General features: G+C 71.0%; 14 protein-coding genes. 6 read left to right on the forward strand and 8 right to left on the reverse strand.

Annotated features, from left to right (window positions below; translation table 11 throughout):
- Positions 1-61 precede the first annotated feature (61 nt).
- Genes ACWDLG_RS14815 through ACWDLG_RS14825 form a run of 3 tightly spaced genes read left to right on the forward strand, consistent with a single transcriptional unit; the run spans position 62 to position 3,541 of the window.
- Entirely contained in the window at positions 62-1,561 is a 1,500-nt protein-coding gene (locus ACWDLG_RS14815) for a glycosyltransferase family 2 protein (RefSeq protein ID WP_449919946.1), read from the forward strand.
- Between the two features lie 35 nt (positions 1,562-1,596).
- Positions 1,597-2,505 carry a CDP-alcohol phosphatidyltransferase family protein gene (locus tag ACWDLG_RS14820; protein WP_354906331.1) on the forward strand — a complete coding sequence of 303 codons (909 nt, stop codon included), beginning with the start codon at positions 1,597-1,599 and terminating at the stop codon, positions 2,503-2,505.
- The gene (locus ACWDLG_RS14825) at positions 2,498-3,541 is read left to right on the forward strand and encodes a sulfotransferase family protein (RefSeq protein ID WP_354906330.1); all 1,044 of its coding nucleotides are present in this window, start codon (positions 2,498-2,500) and stop codon (positions 3,539-3,541) included. The genes ACWDLG_RS14820 and ACWDLG_RS14825 overlap by 8 nt, the downstream gene beginning before the upstream one ends.
- On the opposite strand, the gene ACWDLG_RS14830 is transcribed toward ACWDLG_RS14825, so the two are convergent.
- The 8 genes from ACWDLG_RS14830 to ACWDLG_RS14865 all read right to left on the reverse strand — a co-directional run bounded on the left by ACWDLG_RS14830 (position 3,526) and on the right by ACWDLG_RS14865 (position 14,157).
- On the reverse strand, positions 3,526-4,575 hold the full coding sequence (locus ACWDLG_RS14830; RefSeq protein WP_449919949.1) for a glycosyltransferase: 1,050 nt from the start codon (positions 4,573-4,575) through the stop codon (positions 3,526-3,528). The two genes, ACWDLG_RS14825 and ACWDLG_RS14830, sit on opposite strands and share 16 nt — an antisense overlap.
- Entirely contained in the window at positions 4,572-7,256 is a 2,685-nt protein-coding gene (locus tag ACWDLG_RS14835) for a CDP-glycerol glycerophosphotransferase family protein (protein ID WP_449919952.1), read from the reverse strand. Before ACWDLG_RS14835 ends, ACWDLG_RS14830 begins: the two co-directional genes overlap by 4 nt.
- Positions 7,257-7,335: 79 nt before the next feature.
- The gene (locus tag ACWDLG_RS14840; RefSeq protein WP_449919954.1) at positions 7,336-8,007 is read right to left on the reverse strand and encodes an SRPBCC family protein; all 672 of its coding nucleotides are present in this window, start codon (positions 8,005-8,007) and stop codon (positions 7,336-7,338) included.
- 310 nt (positions 8,008-8,317) lie between these two features.
- Complete coding sequence (locus ACWDLG_RS14845) at positions 8,318-9,160, reverse strand: FAD binding domain-containing protein (protein WP_449919956.1); 843 nt, start codon at positions 9,158-9,160, stop codon at positions 8,318-8,320.
- Positions 9,157-11,547, reverse strand: a complete 2,391-nt coding sequence (locus ACWDLG_RS14850; protein ID WP_449919958.1) for a xanthine dehydrogenase family protein molybdopterin-binding subunit — start codon at positions 11,545-11,547, stop codon at positions 9,157-9,159. The genes ACWDLG_RS14845 and ACWDLG_RS14850 overlap by 4 nt, the downstream gene beginning before the upstream one ends.
- Positions 11,544-12,011 carry a (2Fe-2S)-binding protein gene (locus ACWDLG_RS14855; protein WP_354906321.1) on the reverse strand — a complete coding sequence of 156 codons (468 nt, stop codon included), beginning with the start codon at positions 12,009-12,011 and terminating at the stop codon, positions 11,544-11,546. Before ACWDLG_RS14855 ends, ACWDLG_RS14850 begins: the two co-directional genes overlap by 4 nt.
- 138 nt (positions 12,012-12,149) lie before the next feature.
- Complete coding sequence (locus ACWDLG_RS14860) at positions 12,150-12,368, reverse strand: hypothetical protein (RefSeq protein WP_449919960.1); 219 nt, start codon at positions 12,366-12,368, stop codon at positions 12,150-12,152.
- Entirely contained in the window at positions 12,358-14,157 is a 1,800-nt protein-coding gene (locus tag ACWDLG_RS14865) for a PspC domain-containing protein (RefSeq protein WP_449919963.1), read from the reverse strand. The genes ACWDLG_RS14860 and ACWDLG_RS14865 overlap by 11 nt, the downstream gene beginning before the upstream one ends.
- Before the next feature lie 124 nt (positions 14,158-14,281).
- Here ACWDLG_RS14865 and ACWDLG_RS14870 point away from each other — a divergent pair, with 124 nt between their 5' ends.
- The 3 genes from ACWDLG_RS14870 (at position 14,282) to ACWDLG_RS14880 (ending at position 17,654) form a co-directional block, all read left to right on the forward strand.
- The gene (locus ACWDLG_RS14870; RefSeq protein ID WP_449919966.1) at positions 14,282-15,484 is read left to right on the forward strand and encodes an ATP-binding protein; all 1,203 of its coding nucleotides are present in this window, start codon (positions 14,282-14,284) and stop codon (positions 15,482-15,484) included.
- Positions 15,481-16,113 carry a response regulator transcription factor gene (locus ACWDLG_RS14875; RefSeq protein ID WP_354906314.1) on the forward strand — a complete coding sequence of 211 codons (633 nt, stop codon included), beginning with the start codon at positions 15,481-15,483 and terminating at the stop codon, positions 16,111-16,113. The genes ACWDLG_RS14870 and ACWDLG_RS14875 overlap by 4 nt, the downstream gene beginning before the upstream one ends.
- Before the next feature lie 140 nt (positions 16,114-16,253).
- Positions 16,254-17,654 (forward strand): glutamate--cysteine ligase, encoded by a 1,401-nt coding sequence (locus ACWDLG_RS14880; RefSeq protein ID WP_354906312.1) that lies wholly within the window; start codon positions 16,254-16,256, stop codon positions 17,652-17,654.
- Positions 17,655-17,685 lie beyond the last annotated feature (31 nt).

The raw sequence follows: 17,685 nt of genomic DNA on the forward strand, positions 1-17,685 counted from the left end.
GAGCTGATCAGGGACAGGCATGGCGGCTGCCGGGCGGTCATGGGCCAGGCATGCTGCGAGCATGCCCCTGCTCAGCGTGATAGTGCCGTTCTGTAATGTCGAGCCGTACATCACCGAATGCCTGGAGTCGCTCGCCACCCAGACCCTGCGGGATCTCGAAGTGATCCTCGTGGACGACGGGTCCACCGACGGGAGCCGGGCGATGGCCGCGGCCTTCGTCGAGGCGGACCCCAGATTCACCCTGGTCACCCAGGAGCGGCGCGGCCCCGGCCCCGCCCGCAACACCGGTGTACGGCACGCGAGCGGCACCTACCTGGCCTTCGCCGACAGTGATGACCTGGTGCCGTCCGGCGCCTACGACGCGCTCGTCGGCTCCCTCGAAACGACCGGCTCCGACCTGGCCTGCGGCGGCGTCGAACGGCTGCGCTCGGGCGAGCTGTCGCCGTCGGCGCTGCACATGAAGCCGTTCAGGCGCAGCGTGGAGCGCACCCACATCTCCCGCATGCGCGTCCTGGTCAGAGACCGGACGGTGTGGAACAAGGTGTACCGGCGTTCCTTCTGGGACGCGGCCGAGCTGGAGTTCGCCGAAGGCATCTACGAGGACCTGTCCGTCGCGATCAAGGCGCATGTCGCCGCCGAACAGGTCGACGTCCTGTCCGACGTCGTCTACCGGTGGAGGGAGCGGGACATCGGGGAGCCCTCGATCACGCAGCGGCGTGAGGAGCTGCCCAACCTGATGGCGCGCCACCAGGCGATCAGGCAGGTGCGCGGGTTCATGGCCGAGGCCGCGCCGCGGCTGGTGGTGCCCTTCGACCGCGTGGTGCTGGAGAAGGACACCGCCTTCCTCCTCCAGGCGGTCGCCGACTCCAGCGCCGACGACCGCGGCGAGCTGCTCGAACTGGGCAGGAACTGGCTGTCCGGGCTGCGCCGCTCGGTGGTGAAGGAGGCTCCCGCGCTGCGCCGCCTCGAACTGCACCTGCTCCGCAAGGGACTGGTCAAGGAACTCGCCGAGGTTCGCAAGTACCGCGTCAAGGCGGCGGGGGAGCCCCGCGCGGTCCAGCTGCGCGGCAAGACCAAAGGCTGGTACGGCGACTTCCCCTACCTCGGCGACAAGCGGCTGGACATTCCCTACAAGGTCTACGAGATCAGCGAGGAGCTCAGGCTCGTCGCCAGGATCAGCCAGGCCGCCCGGGACGGCCGCCGCCTGAAGCTGGAGGGCGAGGTCTTCATCAGGCGGCTGGAGGGCCGCAGGGTCAAGGTCGCGCTCTGGCTGGAACGCGGCCAGACCGCGCTGCCGTTGAAGGCCCGCTGGAAGAAGCGCAGAACCTTCACCGCCGCCATCGACACGGCCGCGCTCGAGAGCGGCACGTGGCGGATCGGCGTGCGCGCCACCTACCGCGACCTGGTCAAGGACGGCTACCTTCGGCTGGCGCCCATGGCAGAGCAATTCGACGGCGCTGACGACGACGACCTGGACGCTGGGGGATCTACCCAGGAGCCCCAGGGGTGCCGGGATGGTCAAGAAGCAGCATGGACATTCTCCAGTAGTTCCAGAGAGTAATCGAAGAACAACGGGCTGTCGTCATGCTGGGATCCATGAGGACCTACTCGCTCGATGATGTCCACGCGACATGCAAGCGGAGAGACTCGTGGTGGACCGTGTACTTCGTGGACCCGGTCGCCTGCCGGGTCGCGCTGTTCGTCGCCAACCGAACGAACATCACGCCGAACGGGCTCACGGTCTTCTCGCTGGTTCTCGGCATGGCGTCGGCCGCGTGTCTGGCGGCCGGTCAGCTCGCCGCGGGGGCGGTGCTGTTCTACCTGAGCTTCATGATCGACTGTGTCGACGGCAAGATCGCCCGACTCAAGGGCACGGGGACGCCGTTCGGCCTGTGGCTCGACTTCATGGGCGACAGGATCAGGGAGCTGTGCTGCGCCACCGGTCTCGCCTACGGCCAGTACGCGGCCACGGGCAACGTCGCCTTCATCGTGCTGGGCGCCGTCGTGGCCGTGCTCGACATGTTCAGGTACGTCAACGCGCCGCAGATGAAGCGGGTCAGGGAGACGATCAGAGAGGAGATCGCCTCCAGGACGCCGCCTCAGCTGCCGGCGCCGAGAGCGCACCAGCCACTGGTACGCCAGCCGAGTTCGCTGCAGGGGACGCGGCCGGCACCGGCGCACCAGACGGAGGCACCGCCCTCGAGGCCGCAGCGACCCGGGCCACGGCGCCGGATGCTGCGAAGGCTCACCAGAGCCATGGCCAGGCGGAGGGTCAGATCCCACGTGATCAGCGGCATCGAATTCCACGCGACGGTCTTCGTGATCGCGCCGCTGCTGGGACAGTCGTCACTCATCCCCGTCATCGCGGGCATCAGCGTCCTGTTCCTGACCAACGAGATCTTCCTTGTCTATCGGATGTGGCTCTTCACCCGCCGCAACAGCGCGGTCCCCAAGCCCGAGGAGAGCCGAGAGTACGTGCCAATGGGGGGTTCACTAAATGTCTGACAGGCCGATATTCGTCGTTGGCTGTCCGCGCTCGGGTACCACGCTGCTGCAGCTCATGCTGCACCAGCACCCAAGGATCGCGGTGCCGCCGGAGACCAGGTTCGTGGGCGCCGTCTACAACAAGCGTCGCTCGTTCGGTGACATGCGGCTGGGCGCCAACCGTCTCGCGCTGGCCGAGTGGATGTCGGGGGAGCGTACGAAGTTCCGCGAGCTGGGCATCGACAGGGACGAGTTCATCAGGCAGGCGGTCGACGGGCCCGGTTCGCTCGGCTCGGTGATCGGCATCGCGTTCAGGATGTACGCCGAACGCTTCGGCAAGCCCCGGTGGGGCGACAAGCGCCCGAGCTACGTCAAGCAGGTCGACATGCTGGTCAGGCTGTTCCCTGACGCGCAGTTCGTGCACCTGATCAGGGACGGTCGCGACTGCGTCTCCTCGCTGAAGGAGATGCCGTGGTTCAAGCACGACTCCTTCCACGCGATCTCCATCTGGGCGGAGGCGATCGACGCCGGCAGGCGGCTGCGCAAGACCATGCCGGAGGACAGCTACTACGAGCTGCGCTACGAGGACCTGACCGACGACCCCGCGACCGAGCTGAAGAAGCTCTGCTACTTCCTCGACGAGGACTTCGACCCGGCGATGTGCTCGCCGCACGAGGTGGCCAGCGTCGCGGTGCCCGTCCACAAGGTCTGGCACAGCAACACGCACGGCGAGGTCATGAAGTCGCGGGTGGGCAGCTGGTCGGCGCGCCTCGACGAGTGGGAGATCAGGCTGTGCGAGCAGGCGCTCGGCAAGCGGCTGGAGGCCAACGGCTACGAGCTGACCGGCGTGCCGCAGGCGGCGATGGAACACGTCGCCCGCCTGCAGAAGGTCATGCAGAAGCGGCGCGGGGCACGGCTGCGCAAGAGCATGCGCGACCGGTTCCTCCGCTTCCGTGAGCCCGGTCCCGTGGCGGCGCTGCTGACCTCGACCCAGCGCTCGCTCGCCGGGGTCCCCCAGCAGCGCACCGAGGCGGAGATCCCTCAGCGCGTCATGTGAGCGAACAGCTCCTCCCAGCGGTCGAGCACGGATTCCAGACGGAACGTCTCGGCCCTGGCGCGAGCGGCGGCGCCCAGGCGCCGCCGCTCGTCCGCCGACCCCATGAGGGCGGCGAGCCGTCCGGCGAGGGCGGGCACGTCGCCCGGGGGCGCGAGCAGCCCGCCGATCGAGCGCACCCCTCCTGAGACGTCGAAGGCGACCGAGGGCAGGCCGTGCGCGGCCGCCTCCATCAGTACCAGCGGCAGGCCCTCGTGCTCGCTGGACAGGGCGACGATCGAGGCCGACAGGTACTCCCGCGTCATCGCCGCCGCGGGCACGCGCCCGCGGAACACCACCCGGTCGGCGACGCCCTCCTTCCGCGCCCAGGCGCGCAGCCTCGGCTCCTCGGGCCCGTCGCCGAGCAGGTGCAGCTCCCATGGCGGGGCCGCCGCCTCGGCGAACGCGCTGATCAGCCGGTCGAACCGTTTCACGCCCGCCAGCCTGCCCACGCCGAGCACCCTCGGCGCCGACAGCTCGGCCCGCGCGCCGGGCCAGCCCTGCAGGGGGTTGGGCAGCGACCAGGTGTTGGGTAGCAGCGCGTGCTCGGCGAACAGCCGCGCGTCGTCCTCGCTGAGGAAGACGGCCTGGTCGAGACCGCCGTAGTGCTTCCTGATCGAACCCAGGTGCGAGCAGATGCGGGCGTGCTGGTAGGAGCCGTGGTACTGGCCGATGGTGCGCGTCCGGGCGGGCAGCAGCCCCGACAGCCGCGTCACCACTCCCGGCGAGGTCAGGACGGCGAAGCCGGGCCCGATCCCGGTCAACAGCCTGCGCACCCGCGCTCCTTCGAACCGCGACGCCCGGGAGGACCGGTTGACCACGTGCCGCCGGTAGAGCGGCCGCGCGACGTACCGGAACGGATCCCGCGCCCGGTGCAGGCCCACGACGTGCACCTCGTGGCCGCGCTCCGCCAGACCCTGCGCGAGCGTGTGGGTGACCTGCTGGATGCCGCCGAGGGTGTCGGCGTCCACGCAGGCGAACACCAGCGGCCCGCTCACGTCGCCCCCCGCAGCGGGGACCGCTCGGCCACAGGTACGGCGAGCGGCGCCCGGAAGAAGTCGGCCACGACCCTGGCGGCGGCGTCACCCCGTTCCTCCTCGCACCACAGCCTGCGCGCCGCGGCGTACCTGGCGGCGAAGGAGGCGTGCACCGCGGGCAGGTGGCGCAGGCACCCGACGAGCTCGGCGGTCGTGGTGACGCACGGGCCCGGCGCGATGGCGGGCAGGTCGGTGTTGACGCCGCGCTCGGTCAGCCGGTACTCGTCCCAGTCGTCGACGAAGAACAGCATCGGCTTGCCCGTCACCGCGTAGTCGCACATCACGGACGAGTAGTCGGTCAGCAGCGCGTCGGAGACCAGGATCAGGTCGTTGATCTCCGGATAGGAGCCGGCCGGCGTGACGAAGTGGCGCAGGTGCGGGGGCACCTGGTAGCGCTCGACGGGGTGGGTGCGCAGGATCAGCGCCCATTCGCCCGACAGCGCCTCGGCCAGTTCCTCCAGGTCCACGCGCACCGAGGCGCCCGAGCCCTTGGCGCCGTCGCGGTACGTGGGCGCGTAGAGGAGGATCTTGCGTCCCGGCGGGATCTCCAGCCGCTCGCGCACGCCTTCCGGCGGCCGGCCGCGCACCAGCGCGTCGCAGCGCGGCGTGCCGTACCGCAGGACACGGCCCTCGTAGCCGAGGGCGGGCACGAAGTAGCGGGAGAACTCGGCGCTCGGCGAGATCAGCGCGTCCCATCGGGCGACGGCCGCGCGCCACTGCTCGCGCGGGCCGGGCAGGTCGGCGCGCAGGTCGGGGGCGTCGAAACCGATCGACTTGATGCCTTGGCCGTGCCAGGTCTGCAGGTAGCGGGTGCCGCGCGGCTTGGGGTGGTCGAGGGGGAAGCCGTGGCTGTCGACCCAGACGCCCGCGCGGGCCATCGTCCAGACGTAGCGCCAGCTGCCGCGCCGGACGAGGGCGGCGTCGGAGGGGAAGTCGGCCCGGCCGCGGGCGACCGACCAGACGACGCTGACGGGCAGGCCGCGGCGTCGTACCTCCTCGTAGACGGCGCGGGGGCTGCCGGTGTAGCCCTTGCCGCAGTCGGCCTCGAACAGGGCCAGGTCAGGGCGGGGCGGGACCAGCCTGATCAGCGCCTTGTAGGCGGCCAGCTTCATCCGGGGCATGCCCAGTCTCCTGAGCACGCCCCGTTTCAGCCGGGAGAGCGCCACGCGCGGCGTGCGCCGCGGGCGCACGCACAGCTGGCCCGCGCTGCCCTCGGCGCTGATCCGCAGGTGGCGGAGGGTGAACGGCGCCATGCAGGGGTCGGCGAGCAGCACGTCCGTCGTGGTGCGGCCGTCGGGTCCGGTGAAGCCGATGCGCGGGTCACCCCGTCCCCGCAGCCTGGCCAGATCGACGGTGACCTCGCTGAGGTAGCCGCCGTCGGGGTCGGGCACGGGGGACAGCGGCGCCCTGACGGTGCCGCACCGCAGGGACGCGGTCCACCCGGGCGCCGCCGTGAGGACCCCGAAGGGGTCGTAGGTGCGCACCCGCAGCCGCATCCGCGTGCCCGCCGACGCGAGCGCGACCACCTCGTGGCGCAGCCTGGAGGCGGTGTAGGGCAGCTCGGCCAGGTGCAGCGCGGTGATGTCCATGCCGGGCGCCGGGGTGCGGCCCCAGTACGTGCGCCCGCCGCGCGTGACGACCTCGCGCGGCGGCGCCTGCGGGCCGTTCAGCGACCTGGCGGCCACGCGCAGGTCCTCGGCCCTGCCGGCGAGGATCAGGTGGCAGCACACCCGCGCCGTGGCGGGCAGCCGCTCCAGCACCTCGCCCGGGATCCGGGCGAGGTACGGCCTGACCACCCCGGCGAACTCCGCGGCCCACGCCACGTCGCGCGAGGGCAGCGGGTTGAGGTAGACGCGCAGGTCCTGGCGGACGAAGCGGTACTGCCGATCGGGCACCAGGTCGCCGAACCCGTGCGCGCGCAGCACCGCGTCGCTGCGCCTGGCCGCCTCGAGGCGGTGACGGACGTTGTCCATCTCCTTGGTGCTCATCGAGATGGAGGTGCCGTCCTGCGGCCTGTGCCAGTGGTAGACGGTCCACGGCACGACCGCGAACCTGCGCGCCGTGCAGTACATCTCGGCGCCGAAGACGTGGTCCTCGTAGAGGATGTCCTCGGGGAAGCGCAGCGCGTGACGGCGCAGGAAGGACACGTCGAACAGCTTGTTGGTGGTGAAGCAGTCGAGGAACAGCTCAGGCTCCTCGCGGATGCCCTCGACCACCCGCCGCTTCGCGAACAGGTGCGGGTAGTAGCGGTGGGTCCGGCCACTCGACTCGTACAGCCGCGCGATCTGTCCCGAGACGAAGTCGGCGCCGGTCCGCTCGATCTCGGTGAGCAGGCTCTTGCACGCGTGCCGCGGCAGCGTGTCGTCGCTGTCGAGGAACATGACGTACGGCGAGAGCGTCGCGTCGAGCCCGTCGTTGCGCGGCGCTCCGCATCCGCCCGAGTTGACCTGCCTGCGCACGTAGCGCACCCGGGGGTCGGCGCGCGTGAGAGCCCCGGCCACGCGCGGGGTGTCGTCGGTGCTCGCGTCGTCGCAGATGATCACTTCGAGGTCGCGGAGCGTCTGGTCGAGCACGGAGCGGACCGCCCGGGGGAGGCGGGCGGCGTCGTTGTAGGTGATCACGACAACGGTGCAGTCCGGCATGCGTGTTCTCCCCCGAGTCCTGAGGCTCGAAAAAGACATTCCCCTGCAATTGCCCAAGTGTCGTGACTTGATGGCCTTTTTACCGGACAATTCGCCGGATTAGCCACACAACTAGGGCTATTCCGACAATTGCCCCGACAATGGGCGCGATTCTCTTGAGCAGCGGCGCTCCGGCGATCTCCAGCAGGTCGAGCGCCTCCTCGTCGGGTGTGCGCGAGGTGCGCAGCGTGCCGCTCGGCCGGATGTCCTGCTCTTCCTCCTCGATCTCCGGGACCGCCGCCAGATGGCGCTCCTCGGCGGCGGGCTCGCCCAGCAGCTCGGCCAGGTTCGCCGCGAACGTGTCGATGATCTTGGCGCCCACCTCCGCCATGACGCCCCTGCCGAACTGCGCGGGCCGTCCCGTGACGTTGAACGAGGTCTCGACCTTCACCGTGGTGGCGCCGTCCGACGGGGTCAGCCGGGCGGTGACCGTGGCGCTGGCGGTGCCCGAACCGCGCGCCTCCTTGCCGGAGGCGCCGAGCGTGAGGGCGTAGGCGTCCTTGTCGACGTCCTCGAACCTGGCGCCGCCCCGGTAGGTGACGGTGATCGGGCCCACCTTCACCTTCATCCGGCCGGTGAACTCCTCCCCCTCGACGGTGTCGAGCGTCGCCCCCGGCAGGCACGGCGCCACGCGCTCGACGTCGAGCAGCGCCGCCCAGGCCTGCTCGATCGGGACAGGAACCGTGAACTCGTGCTCGAACCGCATCGCCATCGATCCGCTCCTTCCACCTGTCTGCTCACGCTCTCTCAGCCTCGTCCCCCGCGCCCTTCGACGGCTACCCTCCGGACCCGTACGAGGGAATCGGCAGGACCGCCTGCTCCGCAGGACCGCACGCGCCGGTTCCTCGCAGGACGCATCTGCCCTCGGCGGCGGCGATCAGGCACTCCGGCGGCCCGCGCCCGGCCGTCCCCCGGAACGGCCCGCCCCGAGGACACCCCGGCGTATCGAGGTGCCCTCAGGAACCGGTGGCTCGCGGCGCCCTCGAAACCGGTGGCACGGGGTGCCCTCAGGAACCGGTGGGTCAGGGGGCGCCGGTCGCCGCCAGCACCGCCCGCCGCGTCAGCACCTGGGCCAGGTGCCGCCGGTAGTCGGGCTGGGCGTGCAGGTCGGCCGTGGGGGAGGTGCCCTCCGCCGCCGCCGCGCACGCCTGCGCGACCGCGTCGCCGAGCTCGGCCCCCCGCAGCGCCGCCTCCGTCGCGCCGGCGCGCAGCGGAGTCGGCCCCATGTTGGTGAGCCCGATCCGCGCCTCCTGGATCGAGCCGTTGGACCTGCGGACCGCCGCCGCCACGCCGACGATCGCCCAGGCCTGCGCCGTACGGTGGAACTTCTCGTAGTGGAAGCCCCACCCCGGCCCCAGCTTGGGCACCCTGACACCCACCAGGATCTCCCCTGGCTCGAGCGCCGTCTCCAGGTAGTCGAGGAAGAAGTCCGCGGCGGGGATCTCCCTCGACGAGGTGACCAGCACGCACTCCAGCGCGAGCGCCACCGCGGGCAGGTCGCCCGCCGGGTCGGCGTGGGCCAGGGAACCGCCGAAGGTGCCGCGGTGCCGTACCGCGGGATCGGCGACGGTGGCGACGGCCATGGCCACCAGCGGGCAGCCGGAGGTGACCACGGCCGAGCGCATCACCTCGTCGTGCGTGGCCGTCGCGCCGATGAAGACGTGCTCGCCCTCGTCGCGGATGCCGGCCAGCTCCTCGATCCTGCTGACGTCCACCAGCAGCGACGGGTACGACAGCCGCAGGCGCAGCAGCGGCAGCAGCGACTGCCCCCCGGCGAGGACCTTCGCGTCCTCGTCGGCGGCCAGCGCCTCGCTCGCCTCCCGGAGGGAGGTGGGGCGCAGATAGTCGAACTGGGCCGGAATCATCGGATGGCCCTCCAGATCCGTTCGGGCGTGCATGGCATCTGGATGTCGTGGACGCCTCGCGGCCGCAGGGCGTCGACGACGGCGTTGACGACGGCCGGAGTCGAGGCGATCGTGCCCGCCTCGCCGACCCCCTTGACGCCGAGCGGGTTGGACGTCGCGGGCGTCTCGGTCCTGTCGGTGACGAAGTCGGGCAGGTCGGCGGCCGACGGCACCAGGTAGTCGGCCATGGTCGCGGTCAACAGGTTGCCGTCGGCGTCGTGGACGGCCTCCTCGAACAGCGCCTGCGCGATGCCCTGGGCGAGGCCGCCGTGGACCTGACCCTCGACGATCAGCGGGTTGACCACGTGTCCGACGTCGTCGACCGCCACGTACTTACGGATCTTCGTCAGGCCGGTCTCGGTGTCGACCTCGACCGCGCACAGGTGCGTGCCGTGCGGGAAGGAGAAGTTCTCCGGGTCGAACGTGGCGTCGGCGTCGAGCCGGGGCTCCACGCCGTCGGGCAGGTCGTGAGCGGCGAAGGCGGCCAGCGCCAGCTCCTGGATCGTCTTGCTCGACGTGGTGCCCTTCACCGTGAAGGCGCCGCGGGTGAACTCGAGGTCGTCGGGGGAGCACTCCAGCGCGTGCGCGGCCAGCCGGCGGGCCTTCTCCTTGACCTTCTCGCAGGCCTTCAGGACGGCCATGCCGCCCACCACGAGCGAGCGCGAGCCGTAGGTGTCCATGCCCTTGTGCGAGATCGCGGTGTCGCCGTGCATGACCGCGACGTCCTCGAACGGCACGCCCAGCGAGTCGGCCACGATCTGGCTCCACGCGGTCTCGTGGCCCTGGCCGTGCGGCGAGGTGCCGGTGACGACCTCGACCTTGCCGGTGGGCAGCATGCGCACCGAACCGTGCTCCCAGCCGCCCGCGCCGTAGCTGAGCGAGCCGAGCACCCTGCTGGGCGCCAGGCCGCACATCTCGGTGTAGGTGCTGACGCCGATGCCGAGCTGGACGGGGTCGCCCCTGTCGCGCCTGTCGGCCTGCTCGGCGCGCAGCTTGTCGTAGCCGAACAGGGCCAGCGCCTTCTCGGTGGCCGCCTCGTAGTTGCCCGAGTCGTAGGTGAGCCCCGCGATCGTGGTGTACGGGAACTCCTCGTGCCTGATCCAGTTGCGCCTGCGCACCTCGATGGGGTCGAGGCCGAGCTCGGCGGCCAGCTCGTCCATGACCCGCTCGATGGCGTAGGTGGCCTCGGGACGGCCCGCGCCGCGGTAGGCGTCGGTCGGCATCTTGGTGGTGAAGACACCCGTGCAGTCGAAGCTGTAGGCGTCCATCTTGTAGATGCCGTTGTACATGAAGGCCCCGAGCAGCGGCACGCCGGGCGTGACCAGCATGAGGTAGGCCCCCATGTCGGCGAGCAGCTCGACCTTCACCCCCCTGATCCTGCCGTCTGACTCGGCGGCCAGCGTGACGTGCTGGATCTGGTCGCGGCCGTGGTGCACGGTCAGGTTGCCCTCGGAGCGCGACTCGGTCCACTTGACCGGCTTGCCGAGCTTCCTGGTGAGCAGCAGGCAGAGCACCTCCTCCGCGGTGACCTGCAGCTTGGAGCCGAACCCGCCGCCCACGTCGGGCGCGATGACGCGCAGCTTGTGCTCGGGCACGCCCGTCGTGAGCGCCAGCATCACCCGCAGCACGTGCGGGACCTGCGTCGCGGTCCACAGCGTGAAGCCGTCGCCGTCGGTGGTCGCCACCACCGCGCGCGGCTCCATCGCCGACGGGATGAGGCGCTGCTGGACGTAGGTGCGCTCGACGAGCACGGGCGCGTCCCTGAGCGCCGCCTCCATGTCGCCCTGGGCGAACGTCCAGGTGAAGGCCTTGTTCCCGGCCTCGTGGACCTTCGGGCCCGCGTCGGTGAGCGCCTGCCTCATGTCCATGACGGCCGGCAGCGGCTCGTAGTCGACATCGATGGCGTCCAGCGCGTCGGCCGCCAGGTAACGGTCGGTGGCCACCACGCAGGCGACGGCCTCGCCCGGGTAGCGCACCGTCTCCACCGCCATCGGCGGGTGGTCGGGGATGACGACGTCCTCGCTCACCGGCCACGCGCACGGCAGGCTGCCCTGCTCGCCGGCGAAGTCCTGACCGCTGAAGACGGCCACCACGCCCGGCATGTCCTTCGCGGCCGAGACGTCCACGCCGGTGATCCTGGCATGCGCCATGGGGCTGCGCTTGAAGGCGACGTACAGCATGCCGGGCAGCTGGATGTTGTCGGTCCACTGGGTGCGTCCGGTCAGCAGGCGGGCGTCCTCCTTGCGCCTGCGCGCCCTGCCGACCTCCCGGCCGTCGGCCGGTTCGGACAGCTGGCCGCTCTCGGCCACCTGCTCGGCCACCAGGCCGGCGTCGAGTTCTTCGGTCATGGCGTCCTCACCGCCGCCCCTCGCCGTACCGCTCTGACGATGTTGCAGTAGCCGGTGCACCGGCAGAGGTTGCCCTCGAGACCCTCCCTGATGGCCTCCTCCGACGGGTCCGGGTTGTGGTTGACCAGGTCGATCGCGGCCATGACCATGCCGGGCGTGCAGTAGCCGCACTGCAGCGCGTGCTCCTCGTGGAAGGCCTGCTGCATCGGGTGCATGGTGCCGTCGGACGCCAGGCCCTCGATGGTGACGACCTCCGCGCCGTCCGCCTGTACGGCGAGCACGGAGCAGCTCTTCGCGCTCTTGCCGTCGAGCATGACGGTGCAGGCGCCGCAGTTGCTGGTGTCGCAGCCGACGGGAGTCCCGGTCTTTCCCAGACGATCTCGGAGCAGGTGCACGAGGAGGAGCCGCGGCTCCACGTCCTCCTCGTAGCGGATCCCGTCGACGGTGACGGAGATGCGAGGCATACGTCCTCCCTCGATTCCTGAGGTCGGCGAGAAAGGCGCGTGCCGGGCCGCCGCGGTGATGCGCCCGCTCGGAGCGAGGCGGCGGTCCGGGGGGCGTTTCTCATCGATAAATGGAACGTACGCCTAACTAACGCCAGGTCAAGTGCGGCGCACCGACCGCGCGACGACGGCGACGACACCGGCCAGCCCCAGGCAGCCGAACAGCAGCGCCAGCAGCAGGACGAAGTCTCTGATGACGCCCGTCACCAGCAGGATGCCGAGGACCACGAACAGGATGCCGCTGAGCAGAGCCATCCAGTCGGTGCGGTGCAGCAGCGGCTGCCGGGAGGGCTGCGGAAGGTACGGGTCACGCCGCAACGCGCACCTCCATGTCACCCAGGCCGCCCTTGAGGTTCAGCACGATGGTGGGCGGCTCGCCCTTCGGCGGGGTCTCGGGCTCGAGCACCCTGTCGACCTCCACGTCCGTGCCGCCCTCGAACGACGGGCCGACCTTGACGTCGCCCACCCTCGAGGTGGCGTGCACCTCGACCCGCGCCGTCGGCGGGACGATCACGACGAGCTCGCCGACGGCCAGCTTGGCGTTGAACGTCACCTTCGCGCCAGGTGAGAGCTTCAGCTCCGACAGGTCCAGCGTGCCGTCGCCGATGCCCACCTCGTAGGTGCGCCGGACCTCGGCCATCGTCGTCGGCGTCCAGGTGGACGTGCCGATCTTCCCGGGCAGGTTGCCGAGCATCAGGCTCACGCTGATGATGAGCGTCAGCACGGTGCCGAGCGCGATGAGCCCGGCCCCGCGGCCGAGCCAGGTGGCCACCAGCAGGCCCGCGCCGATGGTGATGAGCATGGCGCCGCCCACGGCGGTGAGGCTGGGGGCGGTGGATCCTGAGGTGGCTTGGGCCGCCACGACGATCCCTCCAACGATCAATGCCAGCAGGACGGTGATCACGCCGGTGAACGACCTGCGTCGCCTGGGGCGCGGGGTGTCGACCTGCGGGCCGTACCGGCTCAGGTCGTAGGGCGAGTAGCCGGCGCGCCTGCGGGGGTCCAGCGGCTGGAAGGGACCGTGCGGCGCGAACGGCTCGCCGTAGGAGTAGGCGGGCTGCCGCGGCGGGGGCGCCTGGCGGCGCGGCGGCATGGGCGGCCCGTACGGCTCCGCCCCGGGGATCTCGTTGACCCGGGTCGGCGCCGGCCGCTCCGCCTCGCGGCTCGCCTGCCACGCCGGCGGCTGGTGGATCTCGACGGTCGGCTGCGGCTCAGGGGCGGCGGGTCGATCGGCGCCGGGCCGGTGCCCCTCTTCGGGCGCCGGACCCCGCAGGTCCGCCCCCTCCCCGCTGTCCCGGTCCTCCCGGGTCTCCTGGACATCCGGGGTCTCCCGGACGTCCTGGGTCTCCTGGATGTCCTGGGCCTCCTGGATGTCCTGGGCCTCCTGGATGTCCTGGGCGCCCTGGATCTGCTGAGTGTGCTGGTCCTCGTCGGCGGGCCGGACCGGTTCGGCGTGCCGGACCTCCTGAGGCTGTGGCGCGTCGCCGGCCGGCGGGGTGACCGGGGCCTGCGTGCCGGGCGCCGGGGGCGTGCGGAAGGCCGCCGTCGCGAACGACGTCGTCGGCGGGGCCTCGCGCCTGACCGGCGCCGGCTCCCTGCGCAGGCCGGTCGGCGCAGGGCCGTGGCCGATGTCCTCCGGGGCGAGCGGCTCGGTCCTGCGGTTGAGCCGCTCCGGCAGCGACCGCGCCAGAGCCGGCAGGTCCATTCCCCTGGCGTGCGCGGTCAGCAGCGTGATCGCCATCAGCGTGGCGACCACCAGCGTGCCGGTGCCCAGCCACACCGTGGCCAGGTTGACGATGAGGCCGAACCCCGCGATCCCGGTCAGCAGCGCGAACACGGTCTCGGCGTCGAAGTCGCGCCTGGTCCACTGCTCGACGTAGCCGGGACGGCCGTTGCTCTCCTTCATGAGCAGGAAGGCGGCGACGTACAGGAACAGGCCGATGCCGGAACCCAGCACCAGCATGGGGAAACCGACGCGGAAGACCACCGGGTCGATCCGCGTGTAACGGCCGAGGCCCGCGCAGACGCCGGTGAGCATCCTGCCCTCGTCGCTCCTCTTGAGCACGCGAGGCGGGGCTGCCTGGTCGATGGGCGGCGCTTCGGTCATGACACCATGGTGGCGTGCCGGGTGCCGGCCCGCATCCGGGACTCCCCTGAGGCGACCCCGAGAAGACGAACCAGGGCTCTTCCCTGATGCCCGCGAGGCCGCGACGTGTGACTATTGCGGTGTTATGGCTGACCAACAGACTCTGCGCGAGACGGACGACGCGCCCTTTCCCCGCCTGATCCGTCCGTTGGAGGGCCGGCTCGTGGGCGGCGTGGCCCAGGCGCTGGCCACCCAGCTCAAGCTGGACCCCATCGTGATCAGGCTGAGCTTCGTGCTGCTCAGCGTCGTGGACGGGGTGGGCGTCGTCGCCTACGCCGTCCTGTGGATGATCACGCCGCGCAGGCAGCACGAGGGCGCGGTGCCCCCGCGCGACTGGAGCCAGCTGGCCGCCTTCACCGCGATCGGCGTGGCGCTGTTCGCGTTCGGGTGGCTCACCGGCGCGTCCAAGGGCGGGCTCGGCATGGTGCCGTTCGCGGTGGGCGGCATCGGGGCGCTCATCCTGTGGCAGCAGGCCGATCCCGAGCGGCGCCAGAGCTGGGTCAGCGGGGCCACCAAGGGCATGCGCCAGAACCGGGTGCGCACGCTGCTCGGCGTGATCCTGGTGGTCGCCGGCGCGATCGGCTTCCTCTTCCTCGAGGGGGAACTGGACGCCGCCAGGCCCGGACTGCTCTACACGGCCGTCGTCGTCGGCGGTCTCGCGGTCATCGCCGCGCCGTGGCTGGCCGGCCTGTGGAAGGAACTGCAGCTCGAACGGCGCGAGCGGATCAGGCAGGAGGAGCGCGCCGAGGTCGCCGCGATGGTGCACGACTCGGTGCTGCACACCCTCACCCTGATCCAGCGCGTGTCGCACGATCCGCGCGAGGTCACCAGGCTGGCGCGGGCGCAGGAGCGCGACCTGCGCAACTGGCTGTACCAGCCGGCCCAGGACGCCGACGCCACGCTCGCCGCCGCCGTACGGCGGATCGCGGCGGAGGAGGAGGACGCCCACGGCGTGCCGATCGAGGTCGTCTGCGTCGGCGACGTCGATCTCGACTCGGGCGGCAGGCTGGCCGCGATGCTCAAGGCGTCGAGGCAGGCCATGGTCAACGCGGCGAAATATTCTGAAAGCCCGGTCATCTCCGTTTATGCGGAGGTAGAGGGTGAAGAAGTCACAATTTTCGTGAAAGATCGGGGTAAGGGCTTCGACCTGGACGAGGTGCCGCTGGATCGCATGGGGATCAGGGAGTCCATCATCGGGAGAATGGAGCGCCACGGCGGCAGCGCCAGGGTGCGCACCGAGCCCGGCGAGGGCACGGAAGTGATGTTGACCATGAAGGTGGAGAAATGATTCGCGTGCTGATCGTCGACGACCATCGGCTGTTCCGCTCCGGCGTCCGGGCCGAGTTGGGCGACTCGATCCAGGTCGTGGGCGAGGCCGAGGACGTCGAGTCGGCGGTGAAGGCGGTCGCCGCGCTGGAGCCCGACGTGGTGCTGCTCGACGTGCACATGCCGGGCGGCGGCGGCCAGGAGGTGCTGCGCAGGGTGCTCGGCGCGGGCTCGCAGGTGCGCTTCCTCGCCCTGTCGGTCTCCGACGCCGCCGAGGACGTGATCGGCGTGATCAGGGGCGGGGCGCGCGGCTACGTCACCAAGAACATCAGCGGCCGCGAGCTGACCGACGCCATCCGCCGGGTCGCGGACGGCGACGCGGTGTTCTCCCCCCGGCTGGCGGGGTTCGTGCTCGACGCGTTCGCCTCGACGGAGGCGCCCTCCATCGATCCCGAGCTCGACTCGCTCACCCAGCGCGAGCGCGAGGTCCTGCGGCTGATCGCGCGCGGCTACGCCTACAAGGAGATCGCCAAGGAGCTGTTCATCTCCGTCAAGACCGTGGAGACCCACGTGTCGTCGGTGCTCCGCAAGCTCCAGCTGTCCAACCGGCACGAGCTGTCGCGCTGGGCCACCGCCAGGCGCCTCGTGTAAGGGCGGTTGACGACTTCGCCGAGGTCGCGAGGGGTCCGAGCCTTGAAGGAGCCCGGGTCTCATGCGACATTGCGGATATGGGCAGAGACGTGCCAGTCGTCGTGTTCAGTCGAGATGATCGACGGAATTACCGTGACAAAGTGCGGAGAAATCTGGACACGTTTGCCCAGATGCTGCGGGAGTCGCGCTTCGAGTTCGACCGGCCCCAGGCCGGGCTGGAGATCGAACTCAACCTGGTCGACGAGCGCGGCGAGCCCGCGATGCGCAACGCGCAGGTCCTGGCGGCCATCGCCCAGCCCAACTGGGCCACCGAGCTCGGCCAGTTCAACGTCGAGATCAACATCGCGCCGCAGAGCCTCCAGGGCGACGGCGCGCTCCGCCTCGAGGAGACGGTGCGCGCCAAGCTCAACCACGCCGAGGAACACGCCCGGACCCAGGGCGGCCACCTGGTCCTGATCGGCATCCTGCCGACCCTCCACCAGGAGGACACCCACGAGGGCACCCTGTCGGCCAACCCGCGCTACAAGCTGCTCAACGAGCAGATCTTCGCCGCCAGGGGGGAGGACCTGCACCTGTTCATCGAGGGCGTCGAACGGCTCGACACCTACGCCGACAGCATCACCCCCGAGGCCGCCTGCACCAGCGTCCAGCTGCACCTGCAGGTCAGCCCCGAGGCGTTCGCCGCCCACTGGAACGCCGCCCAGGCCATCGCGGGCCCGCAGGTGGCCGTCGCGGCCAACTCGCCCTACCTGTTCGGCAAGGAGCTGCACAGGGAGACCAGGATCGCGCTGTTCGAGCAGGCCACCGACACCCGTCCCACCGAGCTCAAGAGCCAGGGGGTACGGCCCCGCGTGTGGTTCGGCGAGCGATGGATCACCAGCGTCTTCGACCTGTTCGAGGAGAACGTCCGCTACTTCCCCGCGCTGCTGCCGATCTGCTCCGACGAGGACCCGCACGAGGAGCTGGCGGCGGGACGCATCCCATCCCTCGACGAGCTGACCCTGCACAACGGCACCATCTACCGGTGGAACCGGCCCGTCTACGCCGTCGTCGACGGCACCCCGCACCTGCGCGTGGAGAACCGCGTCCTGCCGGCGGGCCCCTCGGTCCTGGACATCGCGGCCAACGCGGCCTTCTACTACGGGCTCATGCGGGTGCTGCCCAACGCCGAGCGGCCCGTGTGGAGCCAGATGTCGTTCGCCACGGCGGAGGAGAACCTGGCCGGCGCGGCCAGGCACGGCATCGACGCCCGGCTGTACTGGCCGGGGCTCGGCGACGTCCCGGCGGCCGAGCTGATCCTGCGCAGGCTGCTGCCCATGGCGGCCGAGGGGCTCGCGCAGTGGGGCGTCGACACCCCGGTCGCCGAGCGGTTGCTCGGGGTGATCGAGGGACGCTGCCTGCTGGGCAGGACGGGAGCGACCTGGCAGGTGGAGGCGGTCCAGGCGTTCGGCGGGGAGCGGCGGGAGGCGCTGCGCAGGATGACGCTGGAGTACATCGACCGCATGCACGCCAACGAGCCCGCCCACGCGTGGACTCTCTGACATCGCGGAACCCTGGGACCCCTGGAACCCC

The organism is Nonomuraea sp. NPDC003727, assembly GCF_053586935.1.

Coding starts and splice junctions, on each gene's coding strand:
- ACWDLG_RS14845 (WP_449919956.1), bottom strand. CDS start 9,160: ATGATTCCGGCCCAGTTCGACTATCTGCGCCCCACCTCCCTCCGGGAG.
- ACWDLG_RS14825 (WP_354906330.1), top strand. CDS start 2,498: ATGTCTGACAGGCCGATATTCGTCGTTGGCTGTCCGCGCTCGGGTACC.
- ACWDLG_RS14875 (WP_354906314.1), top strand. CDS start 15,481: ATGATTCGCGTGCTGATCGTCGACGACCATCGGCTGTTCCGCTCCGGC.
- ACWDLG_RS14865 (WP_449919963.1), bottom strand. CDS start 14,157: ATGACCGAAGCGCCGCCCATCGACCAGGCAGCCCCGCCTCGCGTGCTC.
- ACWDLG_RS14870 (WP_449919966.1), top strand. CDS start 14,282: ATGGCTGACCAACAGACTCTGCGCGAGACGGACGACGCGCCCTTTCCC.
- ACWDLG_RS14815 (WP_449919946.1), top strand. CDS start 62: ATGCCCCTGCTCAGCGTGATAGTGCCGTTCTGTAATGTCGAGCCGTAC.
- ACWDLG_RS14820 (WP_354906331.1), top strand. CDS start 1,597: ATGAGGACCTACTCGCTCGATGATGTCCACGCGACATGCAAGCGGAGA.
- ACWDLG_RS14840 (WP_449919954.1), bottom strand. CDS start 8,007: ATGGCGATGCGGTTCGAGCACGAGTTCACGGTTCCTGTCCCGATCGAG.
- ACWDLG_RS14855 (WP_354906321.1), bottom strand. CDS start 12,011: ATGCCTCGCATCTCCGTCACCGTCGACGGGATCCGCTACGAGGAGGAC.
- ACWDLG_RS14835 (WP_449919952.1), bottom strand. CDS start 7,256: ATGCCGGACTGCACCGTTGTCGTGATCACCTACAACGACGCCGCCCGC.
- ACWDLG_RS14850 (WP_449919958.1), bottom strand. CDS start 11,547: ATGACCGAAGAACTCGACGCCGGCCTGGTGGCCGAGCAGGTGGCCGAG.